General features: G+C 53.1%; 15 protein-coding genes and 1 tRNA gene. 10 read left to right on the plus strand and 6 right to left on the minus strand.

All coding sequences use genetic code 11. The annotated features are described in order from the left end of the window. The first annotated feature begins 28 nt into the window (after positions 1–28). On the plus strand, positions 29–1,570 hold the full coding sequence (locus CTZ24_RS16480) for a right-handed parallel beta-helix repeat-containing protein (protein WP_208724099.1): 1,542 nt from the start codon (positions 29–31) through the stop codon (positions 1,568–1,570). Between the two features lie 139 nt (positions 1,571–1,709). After that, entirely contained in the window at positions 1,710–2,594 is an 885-nt protein-coding gene (gene aroD, locus CTZ24_RS16485; RefSeq protein WP_208724100.1) for a type I 3-dehydroquinate dehydratase, read from the plus strand. A gap of 47 nt (positions 2,595–2,641) precedes the next feature. On the opposite strand, the gene CTZ24_RS16490 is transcribed toward aroD, so the two are convergent. The 4 genes from CTZ24_RS16490 to CTZ24_RS16505 all read right to left on the minus strand — a co-directional run bounded on the left by CTZ24_RS16490 (position 2,642) and on the right by CTZ24_RS16505 (position 5,949). Then, entirely contained in the window at positions 2,642–3,877 is a 1,236-nt protein-coding gene (locus CTZ24_RS16490; RefSeq protein ID WP_244633995.1) for a carbohydrate porin, read from the minus strand. Between the two features lie 270 nt (positions 3,878–4,147). Beyond that, positions 4,148–4,223: transfer RNA gene (locus CTZ24_RS16495), tRNA-Asn, on the minus strand. Positions 4,224–4,326: 103 nt separating this feature from the next. Further along, positions 4,327–5,103, minus strand: coding sequence for a DgsA anti-repressor MtfA (mtfA, locus tag CTZ24_RS16500; RefSeq protein ID WP_208724102.1), 777 nt, complete (start codon positions 5,101–5,103; stop codon positions 4,327–4,329). Between the two features lie 165 nt (positions 5,104–5,268). After that, positions 5,269–5,949, minus strand: a complete 681-nt coding sequence (locus CTZ24_RS16505; protein WP_208724103.1) for an ASCH domain-containing protein — start codon at positions 5,947–5,949, stop codon at positions 5,269–5,271. A gap of 595 nt (positions 5,950–6,544) precedes the next feature. Between CTZ24_RS16505 and CTZ24_RS16510 the strand changes: the two genes are divergently transcribed. Beyond that, complete coding sequence (locus CTZ24_RS16510; RefSeq protein ID WP_021182843.1) at positions 6,545–7,243, plus strand: phosphohydrolase; 699 nt, start codon at positions 6,545–6,547, stop codon at positions 7,241–7,243. A 76-nt stretch (positions 7,244–7,319) separates the two neighbouring features. Further along, on the plus strand, positions 7,320–7,571 hold the full coding sequence (locus CTZ24_RS16515; protein ID WP_208724104.1) for a hypothetical protein: 252 nt from the start codon (positions 7,320–7,322) through the stop codon (positions 7,569–7,571). Positions 7,572–7,644: 73 nt separating this feature from the next. Here CTZ24_RS16515 and dcm read toward each other — a convergent pair whose 3' ends face one another. Beyond that, positions 7,645–9,048, minus strand: coding sequence for a DNA (cytosine-5-)-methyltransferase (gene dcm / locus CTZ24_RS16520; RefSeq protein ID WP_208724105.1), 1,404 nt, complete (start codon positions 9,046–9,048; stop codon positions 7,645–7,647). Positions 9,049–9,191: 143 nt separating this feature from the next. Here dcm and CTZ24_RS16525 point away from each other — a divergent pair, with 143 nt between their 5' ends. The 6 genes from CTZ24_RS16525 (at position 9,192) to dgcQ (ending at position 13,282) form a co-directional block, all read left to right on the plus strand. Next, positions 9,192–9,668 carry a very short patch repair endonuclease gene (locus CTZ24_RS16525; protein WP_208724106.1) on the plus strand — a complete coding sequence of 159 codons (477 nt, stop codon included), beginning with the start codon at positions 9,192–9,194 and terminating at the stop codon, positions 9,666–9,668. 69 nt (positions 9,669–9,737) lie between these two features. After that, positions 9,738–10,013: a hypothetical protein gene (locus CTZ24_RS16530; protein WP_021182847.1), complete on the plus strand. Its 276-nt coding sequence runs from the start codon at positions 9,738–9,740 to the stop codon at positions 10,011–10,013. A gap of 10 nt (positions 10,014–10,023) precedes the next feature. After that, positions 10,024–10,926 (plus strand): DUF808 domain-containing protein, encoded by a 903-nt coding sequence (locus CTZ24_RS16535; protein ID WP_021182848.1) that lies wholly within the window; start codon positions 10,024–10,026, stop codon positions 10,924–10,926. A 45-nt stretch (positions 10,927–10,971) separates the two neighbouring features. After that, on the plus strand, positions 10,972–11,106 hold the full coding sequence (locus CTZ24_RS26850; RefSeq protein ID WP_021182849.1) for a hypothetical protein: 135 nt from the start codon (positions 10,972–10,974) through the stop codon (positions 11,104–11,106). Between the two features lie 181 nt (positions 11,107–11,287). Further along, on the plus strand, positions 11,288–11,467 hold the full coding sequence (locus tag CTZ24_RS16540; protein WP_021182850.1) for a YodC family protein: 180 nt from the start codon (positions 11,288–11,290) through the stop codon (positions 11,465–11,467). 162 nt (positions 11,468–11,629) lie between these two features. Continuing rightward, complete coding sequence (dgcQ, locus tag CTZ24_RS16545; protein WP_208724107.1) at positions 11,630–13,282, plus strand: cellulose biosynthesis regulator diguanylate cyclase DgcQ; 1,653 nt, start codon at positions 11,630–11,632, stop codon at positions 13,280–13,282. On the opposite strand, the gene CTZ24_RS16550 is transcribed toward dgcQ, so the two are convergent. Further along, positions 13,279–14,499, minus strand: coding sequence for a glycosyltransferase family protein (locus CTZ24_RS16550; protein WP_021182852.1), 1,221 nt, complete (start codon positions 14,497–14,499; stop codon positions 13,279–13,281). The two genes, dgcQ and CTZ24_RS16550, sit on opposite strands and share 4 nt — an antisense overlap. Positions 14,500–14,504: the final 5 nt, after the last annotated feature.

Raw genomic sequence — 14,504 nt, forward strand, 5'->3', positions numbered from 1 at the left:
GGCTACTTTAGTCAGATCGGAATTCATCATGATTAAAAATAACATTGCCTGTGCAATAGCGTTGCTATTGCCATTGGCTTCGCACGCCGCAGATAACGCAACACAAGGTATTGAAGTATTACGGGTGACGTCTCCTGCCGATGATGGCAGCCAGGGCACGCTGCGCTGGGCGCTGGAAAAAAACAACCAAAATCCCGGACATTATCGTATTGAATTACACTCCGCCAATAACCAGCCACTGATTATCAAACCTAATAAACCATTACCGGAAATTAAAGGTCCGGTAGAGATTATTAACACCGATTTCCTTAAACAAGGGAAATATGTCGCCATCGACGGTTCTGGATATATTAAAGGTGTGGACCCGCAATCCTGCCCCGGTGCCGTCCCTGGCCAGTACGGTGCTAATGTGCGTACCACGACCATGCCGGGTCTGGTGCTGCGCGATACCCATGATGTCACCCTGCAAGGGGTTGAAGTGCGTAATTTCTGTATCGGGATTCTGGTGAATCGCGCCAAAAACAACGTGATTGAAGATAACCGCATCGTCGGTAATCATGGCGGTGCCGGTATTATGTTAACCGGGGATGATGGCAAGGGTAACTCGACCGCCACCACCACCGAGCGTAATAAAATTATCCGCAATACGTTTATTAATAATGGTGATGCGATGGAAGCCACCCGTGGTGCCTCGTTTAACCTGATTGCGGATAACTTTGTCACCACCGACAACGTACATAACCAGGAACCTTCACAGGGGCTGGAGATGCTGTGGGGGAATGACAACGAAGTGATTCATAATCATTTTGAAAATTATTCCGACGGCGTACAGCTCAATTGGGGAAATCGCAACTACATTGCCGATAATACCTTCACCAATCTCTCTTCTGCGGTGACATTAAGTGGGACGGGCAACGTGGTGGCCGGGAATACCATGATCGGCAATCGGGTGGCGGTTTCCGTGCGCCCGCAGGGTGAACCCGGTAAAAACGGCAGCTTTGGCATTAACCGGATTACCGGGCCGGCCGTGAACCGGATCACTGAAAATATTATGGTCGACAACGGCAAAGACATTAAACGTTGCTTTGCCGGTGGGAGCTGCCTGCCAGGTTATGCCGGTGCCATTGTATTTAATGTGCCAGGCCTCGAACATGCGGCCTTTATCGGTAATCGTGGCGGTGGTATCGGCAATGACACCAGCAAGCTGGAAAAAATCTGCGCCATTGATGGTAACGTGGCTGGATGTGAAGCAACGCCGAATAAAGATCAGCCTGCGCCGGTCATTACCCGTGTCGTGCGTGACCAGCAGATGCTAACCATCGACGGCAGCGTGAAAGGGGAGGCCAATACTGCCTACCGCATTGAGTTTTTCTCCAACAGCAAAGCAACGATGGACGAAGCGGAGCATTTCCTCGGCTATCAGATGGTTGCCATTAATGCACAGGGTAACGGCACTATCCATTATCAGACCCCGCTGAGCGCGGATTTAGCGGTGGCGAATGTGACATCCACTGCCACCACCGATGACGGTGCTACTTCACCTTTAAGTAAGCCTGCCCCCATGCAATAACCCATTCCTGAGCGAGCTGCGACACAGCATTACCTGACGGCATTCATCTGCAACTAAAACAATAAACCGACCGGAAAGAGACAGCCTCGCAGCTGATCTCGTCCAGTCAGGTGTGTCATTAGCGAAACAGGAACTCCCCATGAATTTGCATAAAAGTGTATTAGCGATTTCTTTGCTGCTGGCCTTGCCAGGTGTGACCAGCGCCATTGCCGCCACCAGCGCACCGGCTGCGGCCGTCAACGTACGACACGCACAACCCATCACCATTCGCCAGACCACCATTGGCGAAGGGATGCCGAAAGTCATCATCCCTACCACCGGCGCGACAGCCGACCAGGTTCTGGCGCAGGCCAAAGTTATCGGCGCGAACCCGGATGCCGATTTGATTGAATACCGTATTGATTATCTGAATTTCGCCACCGATGCTGCGCAAGTTGGCGCATTGGGCAAACAGGTTGCGGGTGAAGTGCAGGCTAAACCCCTTATCCTGACCTTCCGTACGCAGTCTGAAGGTGGCGCGAAAGCCATCAGCGATAAGGCGTATGGCAAGCTCTATCTGGCGCTGATTAAAGATCACTTTATCGATATTCTCGATGTGGAGATGTTCCGCGATCCGGCAGTGATCCACCAGGTGGTCACCGCTGCCCATGCCGCCGGAATTAAAGTGGTGATGTCCAGCCATGATTTCCAGAAAACCCCGGCCACCAGCGAGATCGTTGCTCGTCTGCGTAAGCAGGACAGCATGGGCGCAGATATTCTGAAAATTGCGGTGATGCCGCATGATTCAGGTGATGTGGTGAAACTGATGGATGCTACGGCGCAGATCCGCAATGACTACTCGCGTAAACCGTTGCTGACGATGTCGATGGGCGGCCTGGGGGCGATTTCCCGGCTTTCCGGGGAAGTGTTTGGTGATGACCTGACCTTTGGCATGATTGGTACGGCGTCTGCACCGGGACAGGTGGATGCGGCACAGTTGCATCAGGTATTGAAAACGGTTGATGTGGCGCTGAACGGCCATTAATCCCCTGCAATTTTGCCTTCCGCAAGCTCTGCGGAAGGCATTCTGTTTTAGAACTTCACTTTAACCTGCACACCCGCAACCCAGGTATCTTTGATCTCTTTATTCGAGAACGCACCCGGTTCTTTGATGTACTGCACGCTCGGGCGTACCGACAGCCACGGCGTTGCTTGCAGGGTATAGGTCATCTCAACCAGCTGTTCGCCAATATCCAGACCATTTACCATTTCTGCGTCGGCTAATTCGCCTTTGGCGCGCAAACTGTCAACGGCATTATCACGACTGTGCTGGTTGTACACCGCACGACCATAACCAATGGCAATCGCATCATGCGGACGCGCTGCAAACGGTCCAGTCAATACCAAACCGGCCGAGTACCAGTGACGGAACGGCGAGGTGGCGGCATCGGTGGTGGTGGCCTGACCAAACATATGCAGGTTCTGGTTGCGCAGCGAAGTGGACTGCCAAATGGTCTGGTCGGCCAGCAGGTAGGCACCCCAGCGTTTATCAGCACGGCGATCGGGCTGGTCGATACGTGCGACGTTGGAACTGTCGTAGTAGTAACCGAGTTTGTACTGACCGGGTAACTCACCCTGTAAGTTGTAGATCAACTCAACCGGGACGATATAGCCGGTGGTGCCCGGTGCAAAGGGTTTAAACGCACGGGACGATTCGCTGTTCTGTTCCGGGTTAACGTTAAATACCGCCGTTTGCAGCGCCCAGCTGTCATTGAAGCTGTACTTTAACTCACCGCCGAGGTGGGCGTTGGGGTAGTTACCCCAGCCGCTGCCACCTGACATCGACAGCGGGTGAGCACAGAAGCCTGCGTTCATAAAGTTGGTCAGAATTGACAGGCCGCCGAAATCATTCCCCATAGCCAGCCAGCCCAGCTTGTACTGCAACTGCGGGGTGAAGAGATAATTGGCGTAGCTCAGTTCGCTCAGGCGAGTATATTCGCCGCCATACGCTTCCTGAATTGGCAGACGGTTGCCGACCAGATCCGCCGAGGTGCTGCGTCCACGACGATCGTTGATTGACAGCTGGACCGTACCGGCGTGCTGCGCATTGAACAGACGGTTCAAATCAAAGGTGGCACCCAGACGGATCTGCTGAGCGTAGCGTGTGCCATAAGACTGGCCGCCGCTCAACACGCCTGCGGTTTCTGAGACATAGTCGCCGGTTAAGTTAACGCCGTGCTGGGCGAGATCGCTCCGTGCGCCATCCCAGTCACCGGTCAGGGTGTCCTGGTGGAAGAAGTCGGTAGCTTGTGCGGCAGGTACTGCCAAAGCGCAAAGGAGGGCGGCAGGCAATAGCCTGATTTTAAAACAAATGGTTTTCATGGTGTAAGTGGTAGAAAGTTAATAAGCACGCTTATTGTACCTCCTGGTACGTTTTTGATCGTGTGCTTATTGACGCTTCCTGACAAACCAAGTGTTTCTGGATTTTACGAGCGGGTGGCGGCGCGATTTATCGCACAGGTTTTCAAAAAAGCGCGATAAATCGCGCCGCTACAGACAAAAAAAAAGCAGCCTTTTCAGGCTGCTCTTCTTCGAATTTGGCTCCTCTGACTGGACTCGAACCAGTGACATACGGATTAACAGTCCGCCGTTCTACCGACTGAACTACAGAGGAATCGTTGGAACGAGGCGCATATTAATGGGCAGTGCCGGAGCTGTCAACAGCTAAAAATACATTTGTATTCAACTGGCTAGCATTAATACAAAGCGATCGCGCTTTAAGCAATTTCCGGTCGCGTGGCGGCTAAACGCGCCAGGGGGTCCTGACGATAGAATTGTTGCAGATGGCGGTACATAGCGGGAAAACGCTCTGCCAGTAAATCCGGTGCGCTAAAGAAATATTCGGAGAGGACGGCAAAGCACTCGGCGGGATCGCTGGCAGCGTAGGGATCGATGGTGGCGGCTTGTTCACCCACCAACTCCACTTCAGCTTCGATCTCCTCCATCGCCTGAAGTAAATCTTTTTCCCAACTGGCGACATCACGCAGGGCAATGGCCGGGACACCGCTGGTGTAGCCGCTGCCGCGTGCATCCAGTTTATGTGCGACTTCATGGATCACCAGGTTATAGCCGGAGAGATCAAACGAATCCTGGATATCCAGCGCATTCAACACCACTGGCCCCTGGGTCCAGCTTTGTCCGGCGTGCACCGCCGCCGCCTGATGCACCAGGCCGCTGTCATCTTGCCAGTGGTCATCGACGTTGAAGGGCTCGGGGTAGATCAAAATTTCATGGAAGCCATCAAGCCATTCCAGGCCGAGCTTCAACACTGGCAGGCAAAATAGCAACGCCAGTCGGGCGGTACGCAGTTCGTCGAGTTGCAATGCCTGCAATGGTGTGATTTTTTTTTGTTGCAGGAAGCGCTGTGCCAGTGCGATGAGGCTGGTTTGCTCGTTTTCGTCAAGCAGAGAGAAAATAGGTTGTGCCAGCGCTTGTTGCCACGGCAGCGCTGCGACTGAAGTTTCTACCTGCGCGTGCCACGGCCATTTGAACATCGCATCACTCACTCTTCAGGGCGTAAGACGGTATCCTCGCGCGGTACAGCGAAAATTACCAGCGCAGAATCAAAGCTGTCTATTCAACCTGTTAGTAAGAATTTTGTCTGTGACTGAGATTGCAAAGGTGAGAGGTTTACCCCTCACCTCTGCCGGAGAGAGGACTTACCCTTCACGCTCCACACGCTGGAACTCGATCACCCATACCCACGGGTTCACTTCCCAACTGGTGGCACCGTATTGTTTCTGCCACGCCTTGCGATAGGCCTCTTTAGGCGACTCGGAGTTCATATTCATGGTGAAGAAGTTATTCAGGAAGTGCGAGTCGGTCTGCACGCCTTCTGCCATGATGTCGTCTTCACTGATGTCCTGAATCTTCTCGGCACGAACGGAGGTGATCTCAAGATCAATACGGCTGGCCCAGCGTGGCATATGGATGGCCGTCTGCCAGCCAAATTGCTCCGCATCTTGCACATTGTCATCCTGCTGCCCCAGCTCATTGCTGTCGGCGCGATACTGACAATACACCGGGTCGCGGAAGGGGAGTGGCTCGCGTTCATACTCTGCCAACTGTTCCTCAGGCACGATCGGACCACGCCAGGTTTCGCGCACCCAGAGACGATCGCCGGGTTTACCATAGGGGCAGTGATAACTGATGTCTGACATCGACATCAGTTTATAGCCGTGCAGATGGTTTGCACTGACGTCAAATGCGTGTACGCCTTCGTGATGATCCTGACCAGGGCCGAAAGCCTGAGTCTTCATAATGCGCCGGGTCTGTGTTTGCTGGCCAACCAGCAGGGCGCGGACCCGCTGTTCGGAAAAAAGAATCGGCCGTTCTTTCATGATTTACCTCTTGTTGTGTTACCAACCCGGAGAATTTGCTGAACCATCCGCGTCCACGGATGTGCAGAATTAGCATAATGGGTTTAAATCAATTTGCTTAATAATTTGTCGCCTTATAGTCAGGCATTCAGTGCGTATTCAGTTTTAAAAATGGCTCACAAGCAAAAAACGTGCTTGATTGGATGCAATGGAAAAACAAAATCGCATTTTTCTCAGATACAGTACGTTATAACGGACACAATGGGAACTCTTTCAGAATATGTCGTGGGTGATCGGTTGACCGACGGGTTTTAAGCTAGTGAGTTAAACCAGAATTAATCCGTTACACACTATTTCCGCATGGCTTTAAAACATTATCACTGCTAAACAGAGTCGTTTAACTGAAACGAGGATGAGGAAATACCGAAAACGCGCGTGGTGCTGGGAAAGTGCTGTTAACAGCGCTATAACAGGATCAGGATCGCATTTTTTCGCAGTTGATTATGCAGGAGGAGTGTAAAGAAAGTGTCATCACCGGGCCGCTATGATGTTTGCAGGAGTAGCACGCTCGTCATTGACGGCGGTGCTTTATAACAGCAATAACAGGAGAAGCACGATGTCGCTAACAGGCTGGCAAAACCGTTTCGAAAACTGGTTGCAGCAGAACTGGCTGCACGATGATAAAGCCCATGATATCGCCCACCTGCGCCGTGTCTGGATGAGCGCGGCACGCATTATGCAAAATAGCGATGCCGATGCGCTGGTGGTGCTGACCGCTTGCTACTTTCATGATGTTGTCAACTTACCGAAAAACCACCCGGAACGTCATCTGGCCTCAACTTACGCCGCTGAAGAGACGCGCCGCATTCTGCAACAAGACTTCCCGGACTTTCCGGCTGACCACATAGATGCTGTCGCGCATGCCGTGCAGGCGCACAGTTTCAGCGCCGCGATCGCGCCACAAACCCTTGAGGCGAAGATTGTGCAAGATGCCGACCGCCTGGAGTCACTGGGTGCCATTGGTCTGGCGCGGGTATTTTATACTGCCGGTGCGCTGGGACGCCCGCTGTTCGACAGCGACGATCCTCTGGGCAAAGATCGTGAATTGAATGATGTGCACTGGACGCTGGATCACTTCCAGAAGAAGTTATTACGCCTGCCTGAAACTATGCAAACCGAAGCGGGACGCCAACTGGCGGAACACAATGCCGACTTCCTGGTGCGCTATATGGCAAAACTGTGCGCGGAGCTTCAGGGCAACCTGACCTCGATGGACGAATCGGTGTTGAGGGATTTCAGTCCCCTACACGTCTAATATTAAATTTTTATGACAGCCTGTTAACTTTCGGCATCTTCCGCTACGTTGATGAAAATCAATAAGGAGTAACACGATGACCGAGACCGTTAATTTAACGATTAAGATTGATCCTGCGCTGAAAGAACACATCAAACAACTGGCTCTGGACAACCAAATTTCTATGAGTCAGGAAATTGTGAATCGCTTGCAGGCGAGCCTACAGGCTCCGGCGCAGGATGCGATCGACAATCAGGACACAGCAGAAGCGGTAACCGATCAACTGAGTGCTGCTGAACTGAAACAGATTCGCGCGCTGTTGAAGAAGCAGGGCAAGAAAAAGAAATAAAACAAAACCCGTCAATTGACGGGTTTTTTCTTACGCGTTTTCCAGTCTGAACCGCTGTGCCCGCAGCCCGAAATCACTTCATGTTGCGGGTGTATTGTTCGATCAATGGCAATAGCAGTTGCGCTACAGCAGCAAACACCGGCACCACTACCGAATTGCCAAACTGTTTATAGGCCTGGGTATCGGACACCGGAATGCGGAAGCGCGTTTCACCCGGTGCTTCAAATCCCATCAGCCGCGCGCATTCGCGTGGTGTTAAACGACGTGGGCGGCGTGACATATTGTCCGGCTGATGAAAGTCCTGCTCGCCCAGCTCACGGTCCCAACCACGATCAATAAGAATTTCCGAACCGTCTTTGTAATAGCGAGCCGACAGGGTGCGCACGCAAACCGACGGATTACGCGCATCGTTCAGACCGAAACCAAAGCCGTTCCCCTTGGCTTTGTGTTTTTTGGCGTATTGGTAAAGGTAGTTCCACAGTACCGGTGACAACGTATATTTGGCATCAGGCTGGGGTTCCAGCAAGCTACTGAGCGTCGGGACTTTTTTGGGATAGAGTGCGGGTAAGGCGCGCAGAGAAAATCCCTCGCTCAGATGGGTGTCGCGACGGATACCCACCAACACAATACGCTCACGATGTTGCGGCAGAAAATGGCGTGCATCGATGATTTTGGCATCGGCCAGTCCCGCGTTATCCGCATCGGCCACGTCATAGCCCAGCTCATCCAGCGTCGCCATAATAATGGCGAAGGTGCGTCCTTTGTCGTGACTTTTCAGGTTCTTCACGTTTTCCAGCACGAAGAACGGCGGCTTTTTCGCAGCCAGAATGCGTGCCACATCGAAGAATAAGGTTCCCTGTGCCTCACACTCGAAACCGTGCGCCCGGCCCAGGGCATTCTTTTTACTCACACCGGCCAGCGAGAAGGGCTGGCAGGGGAAACCTGCCAGTAGCACCTGATGGTCAGGGATTGTGCGATCAATATGTTGATAGATGGCTTGCTCATCACTCAGACCGGCCGGTTGCGTTACCTGGCGAATATCGCTGTTGAAGCGATGTTGCTGCGGATCGCAATAGTGGTTGGCCTTGTAGGTACGCACCGCTTCTTTATTCCATTCACTGGTAAAGACGCACTGGCCGCCAATCTGTTCAAAGCCACGGCGAATGCCGCCAATACCGGCAAACAGATCGACAAACTGAAAACGAGGCGCGTCATAATGCGCGGGACGAGCGGGTAATAACGCCTGCAAACTGGCAACTTCCGCGCTGCTTAACGCCGGTGCTGCACTCTTTCCCTGACGAATACGGTTGAGACGAGGCACGCTCCAGTCGCGACCACCGGCGTCGCTCAGCGTGCTCACAAGGTCGCGTGCGGCGTAAATTGCCAGCACTTGCAACAACAGCGTGGTGGCATCGTCAGTGGCGGAAACAGTGAGTGGGGAGGGTGAGGCAGTCGCGGCGGTCTCTTCGGCGTGCATGCGTTTTTCCTTAACAGTGAAGCGGCTATGCTACCACTCCTGACGCTATGAAGAAATTGGCCCGACGTGCCGGTGGTGAATGCGGCTTTCGCTTTTGCCCCAAACCGCTAAAGTTGAAGGAGCCACAAGAAAAAGGAAAGGTTATGGCCGACGTCCATTCTCGTGATGTTCGTAGCAAGAATATGCGTGCAATTCGTACTCAGGATACGGCGATTGAACAGCGTATTGCGTTGATATTAAAAGACCGTGGATTTACCTATCGGGTGCAGGATAAAGCATTAGCCGGTCGACCTGATTTTGTCGTCCCGGCCCAGCAGGCGATTATTTTTGTCCACGGCTGCTTCTGGCATCGTCATCATTGCTATCTGTTCAAAATGCCCGCTACGCGTACCGAATTCTGGGCCGGTAAAATTAACAGTAATGTCGAACGGGACCGGCGCTACATTCAGCAGTTGCAGGAGAGCGGCTGGAAGGTGCTGATCGTCTGGGAATGTGCGTTACGTGGCAAGCTGCGCCTCAAGGACGAGGCGTTAATTGAACGACTGGAGGAGTGGCTGTTGGCCGCCAGTCACAGCGGTGAAATCGATCATGCAGGTTTGCATCATTATCGCGGCGTATAAGGCAGATTGTTGCTTTTACTCGCTATAACGGTTTAGATCACTCCTTTCTCTGGGACGCGGAACATAGCCATGAGCAGCATAAAACTGACGGTCAAACGCCTGTACCAACTTCGTGACGAACGGATGGTCAACACCCGAGCCACCGCCCGGATCTATCTGGGTGATACGCTGGTCGCCACCGAAGAGATTACGGGTATGACGGAAAGTCCGGTGAGCAAATATTTGCATGCCGGGGATGTGGCGGGGCAGCCGTTACGCGTTGAGTGGGATTGTGCGGGCATCGCCGATATGTCAGTGACGGCGGTCGAGCGTTGCCCCTGTTGTCAGGATCACGAACAGGAATAAGGAAAACATTTTGGCAGGAACCAGCTTACTGACGCTTCTGGATGATATTGCCACCTTGCTTGATGACATCTCCATGATGGGCAAAGTGGCCGCAAAAAAAACCGCCGGGGTATTGGGTGACGATCTGTCCCTGAATGCGCAACAGGTTACCGGCGTAAAAGCCAATCGCGAATTGCCGGTGGTGTGGGCGGTGGCGAAAGGCTCCTTTATTAACAAATTGATCCTCGTGCCGCTGGCGCTGCTGATCTCAGCTTTTGCGCCCTGGCTGATTACGCCGTTGCTGATGATTGGCGGGGCGTATCTCTGTTTTGAGGGCGTGGAGAAGGTGTTGCACAGCCTCAACCACGATAAAGCCGAGCAAAGCCCGGAAGCACGTCAGCAGCGTCTTGAGCAACTGGCGCAACAGGATCCAAAGACATTTGAGAAGGATAAAGTGAAAGGTGCGGTACGTACCGACTTTATCCTTTCGGCCGAAATTGTTGCCATCACACTGGGCATCGTGGCGGAAGCGCCGTTGCTCAATCAGGTGATGGTGCTGGCGGGTATCGCCATTCTGGTGACGGTGGGGGTGTATGGCATCGTTGCCGGGATTGTGAAAATCGACGATCTCGGATACTGGCTGCGGGAAAAATCATCCACGCTGGCGCAGGCGGTGGGGGGATTGTTGTTAGCCGCTGCCCCGATATTGATGAAAATTCTGTCGGTGGTGGGTACCCTGGCGATGTTCCTGGTGGGGGGCGGTATTGTCATTCACGGGATTACGCCGTTGCACCATGCGATTGAGGCGTACAGTGCGGGTTTTAACCCGTTGGTCTCGGCGCTGCTCAGCAACGGCGCCAACCTGGTACTGGGCTTTTTGATTGGGTCGATCGTGCTGTTGGTGGTGAATCTGATTGCCAAAGTGCGTGGATAAAGACTATAAAGCGCAGGAAATTTCTAATCACGGGTCAGGAGAACGATGATGAACGACGATATGTTTGAATTTGATATCGATGCACAGCTGGAACAGGCTGAAGCGAAAGCGGCGGAGAAAGCACGCGAAGTCCCGACCGATCTGAGCGACGAAGCTGATTGCGAAGGTTGTAAAATCTGATTTTCCCACCTGGGAAAGCATTTCAAAGCGGATAATAATTTTTATCCGCTTTTTTTATTTTCCGCATATTTAACTGCTTATTCCTAAATTGCAGTAGTAATCACAATCTCTTATAGGCAAAAACCCCCCGCACCTGCTATACCTGATGAAGTTCATTCAACGGGTAGAAGGGAGGGCGCGTATGACCTTTGCGATCAGTGACGAAGTTCAGCACAAACAGGGCGGACCCACTATGGTGGTGACCGGCTATGCCAGCGGAATGGTAGAGTGTCGTTGGTATGATGGCTACAGCGTGCGCCGTGAGGCATTCCATAGTGACGAACTCTGTCACTTATCTGCCGCGCGCCAGCTGGCCAGCTAATAGCTGAGATGAATACGTAGCGGCACGTTTTATCGCGCGACTTTTTCTGCACCCTGCACGAAATTGCGCGATAAATCGCGCCGCTACCGATCCCCGTCTGTACGATCTTTCCCCGGCTGGCTACACTGTTTTCATTCGCCTTTTTCCGGAGCATGGTTGCTGATGGCACAAACGCCACTTCCCCGGCAGTCGGGCAATCCCATTTTATCTGTTCACCTGTGTTTTTTTGCGGTTTTCCTTTTCTCGGCTTTTCTGACGGTGCATGAAGCGCTGGAACTAAAAACCAGCTATGAAGATCGTCAGCGTGCGCAACTGGCGGAGATTCAAAAGAATCTCGACAGTCAGTTTCAGGAGAGCGTAGATGAGCTGGTTTACTACCAGAAGATGCTGAGTTATGCGCTGACACACCCGCTTGATTCCGATAACGCGCGCGAAGCGGTGACGCGTTTCCAGGCGTTACGTCAGCATCCGTTGTGGCAATTGCAGCTGAATAGCCCGCGTAGTATGCCGCTGAACGGTGTCGGAGATGCCTGGCTGGCGCGTGATCCGCTGCTAAGGCGCGATCCGGCTCTGATTGACCAGGAGATCCGCGCTGCGCTGGAGTTCAGTTTTATCATGCAATTCAGCGATCCGGACCATGATTTTCATTCGCGCTTCTGGTACATCTCCCGCGCGGGTTTTTATATCAGCTCGCGACCACCGCAAAGCCCGCAAGAATTGGAGCAAAGCTATGCCACAATGGTGCAGCGCGCCTATTTTCGTGCCCTTAACCCGCAGCAGAATCCCAGCCCCTATCTGCGCTGGACCAGCGGTTACCAGGGGCAGTTCGATGAAGGACTGATGTTGACCCTCAGCGCGCCGATTATCAGCAATGGCTACTGGTATGGCGTGTTGTCGATGGATTTCCCCCAGGCGCGCATTCGTAATCTGCTGGCGGAAACGCGTCATACGCTGTTGCAAGGTAACCTGGTGTTCCTCGATCGTAAGCTGGAGGAGGTGGCTCGCCTGCATGCCCCAGATGAAGTCCCACTGAATGCTGAACAACGGCAAGAATTGCTGAAGCGTATGCAACATGAACGCAGCGGCATATTGCGGCTGGGGACGCAGTTTGCCAGTTGGAGCAAACTGGAAAATGTCGACGGCTACATTATCAATGTGCAGACCCTGAAGCAGGGTATGAAGCAGGAGCTGGGACGCGTTACGCTGTTCCTGCTCGGCATGTGGTTGCTGTTTGTCCTGATGCTGGCGGTAGCACATCAGGTGATCTTCCGTCTGGTGCGCCGCCAGGATGAACTCTCTGCGCGCCTCACCTGGCGGGCCAATTACGATGGTTTGACGCGTTTACTCAATCGCAGTGCCTTCTTCGAACAGTTTGTGGCGCAGGCTGCCCACTGCCAGCAGTTGCAGCGACCGCTTGCGGTTATCCAGTTGGATGTTGATCATTTTAAGAAGGTCAATGACACCTGGGGGCATCATGCGGGCGATCAGGCATTGATCCGTGTAGCCAGCGTAATCAGTCATACGCTGCGTAAATACGATGTGGCGGGACGTATTGGCGGGGAAGAATTCTGTATTGTGTTGCCAGAAACCACCCTGGCGGAAGCCAGTGTGGTTGCGGAGCGCATCCGTGCGCGTCTGGCGGCCAAAACTATCCTGGTGAACGCCAGTACCACCTTTAACATCACGCTCTCCGCCGGGGTGACCAGCAGCGAGGAGCAGGGCGATTATGACGCAGAGAGCTTGCAGGCCAAAGCCGATAGCCGACTCTACCTGGCGAAAACCAGTGGCCGTAATCGCGTGTGCAGCGCGGATTAGACCTTACCGTCGTTATCCTCTTCAACCGCCTGGTAAATCCGTTGCAGGATATCCGGAAAGGCAGATTGCACCCGGCTCCAGCTGGGAATAAAGGGTTTGTCATTCGGACGTTCAATAAATGCCTGACCGGCATCGAGAATCGCCTGGGTGAACATCTCTACCGCCGCCTCTTCAATATGCTGGTCGAACTTCAGACCATTCATAGTGGCTTCGTGATTGTAGACCTCCATCATATCCAGCGCGTTGCGATAGTAGGTGGCTTTCAATACCCGGAATGAGTCACTGGTCAGAGGCACACCCATTGTCGCCAGTTTACGTAGCAACGATTGCACGATGTCATTGCTCATACGCTTAAGGCCACCGGTGCCATCTTCTTCGGCCAGCGGCTGATGCTTATGGTCATAGTTATCGGCAATCTCTACCTGGCAGCTTTGCCGTGTGGTGTAGTTGCGATAAATCTCCGACAGCACGCCAATTTCCAGCCCCCAGTCGCCGGGAATCTTAATATTGTTCAGCACATGGGTGCGCATGGCAAATTCCCCGGACAGCGGGTAGCGGAAGCTGGCGAGATAGTCGAGATATTCCGAATGACCATACACTTTTTGCAGTGAGCGCAGCAGCGGCCCCACCAGCAGTCGCCCGACACGACCATTCAGTTTGCCGCCTGCGACACGCGCATAAAAACCTTTGCAGAATTCATACTGAAAAGCCGGGTTAGCCAGCGGATAGAGCAAGCGCGCCAGCATACTACGTTCATAAGTGACGATGTCGCAATCGTGCAACGCGACGCAACTGGTACGGTCGGAGGCCAGCGTATAACCGGTGCAGAACCAGACGTTACGCCCTTTACCCGGCTGGCTGGGCGAAAGGCCCTCTTTATCCAGCTCGGCATCCAGCGCTTTCAGACGCGGCCCGTCATTCCACAAAATACGATGGCGCTGGGGCAGGCGAGCAAAGAACTCGCGTGCAAACAGAAACTGCTCGCGGTCTGCACGGTCGAGGCCAATCACAATCTCATCGAGGTAAGGCACTTTCGCCAGTTCATTGACAATGTTATCCAGCGCCGGTCCTTCCAGTTCGGAAAACAGCGACGGTAAAATCAGCCCCATTTTGCGTTTGCGGGCAAAACGCACCATCTCTTTTTCCAGCGACTCAACGCTACGGTGGGTGAGATTATGAAAGTTGGTAATCACGCCATTCTGGTAAAAATCACTCATCGCCT

The organism is Pantoea phytobeneficialis (assembly GCF_009728735.1).
GTDB classification, from domain to species: domain Bacteria; phylum Pseudomonadota; class Gammaproteobacteria; order Enterobacterales; family Enterobacteriaceae; genus Pantoea; species Pantoea phytobeneficialis.

Coding starts and splice junctions, on each gene's coding strand:
- CTZ24_RS16505 (WP_208724103.1), bottom strand. CDS start 5,949: ATGAAAGAACGGCCGATTCTTTTTTCCGAACAGCGGGTCCGCGCCCTG.
- CTZ24_RS16480 (WP_208724099.1), top strand. CDS start 29: ATGATTAAAAATAACATTGCCTGTGCAATAGCGTTGCTATTGCCATTG.
- CTZ24_RS16515 (WP_208724104.1), top strand. CDS start 7,320: ATGACCGAGACCGTTAATTTAACGATTAAGATTGATCCTGCGCTGAAA.
- CTZ24_RS16540 (WP_021182850.1), top strand. CDS start 11,288: ATGACCTTTGCGATCAGTGACGAAGTTCAGCACAAACAGGGCGGACCC.
- CTZ24_RS16550 (WP_021182852.1), bottom strand. CDS start 14,499: ATGAGTGATTTTTACCAGAATGGCGTGATTACCAACTTTCATAATCTC.
- aroD (WP_208724100.1), top strand. CDS start 1,710: ATGAATTTGCATAAAAGTGTATTAGCGATTTCTTTGCTGCTGGCCTTG.
- CTZ24_RS16510 (WP_021182843.1), top strand. CDS start 6,545: ATGTCGCTAACAGGCTGGCAAAACCGTTTCGAAAACTGGTTGCAGCAG.
- dgcQ (WP_208724107.1), top strand. CDS start 11,630: ATGGCACAAACGCCACTTCCCCGGCAGTCGGGCAATCCCATTTTATCT.
- dcm (WP_208724105.1), bottom strand. CDS start 9,048: ATGCACGCCGAAGAGACCGCCGCGACTGCCTCACCCTCCCCACTCACT.
- CTZ24_RS16525 (WP_208724106.1), top strand. CDS start 9,192: ATGGCCGACGTCCATTCTCGTGATGTTCGTAGCAAGAATATGCGTGCA.
- CTZ24_RS26850 (WP_021182849.1), top strand. CDS start 10,972: ATGATGAACGACGATATGTTTGAATTTGATATCGATGCACAGCTGGAA.
- mtfA (WP_208724102.1), bottom strand. CDS start 5,103: ATGTTCAAATGGCCGTGGCACGCGCAGGTAGAAACTTCAGTCGCAGCG.
- CTZ24_RS16530 (WP_021182847.1), top strand. CDS start 9,738: ATGAGCAGCATAAAACTGACGGTCAAACGCCTGTACCAACTTCGTGAC.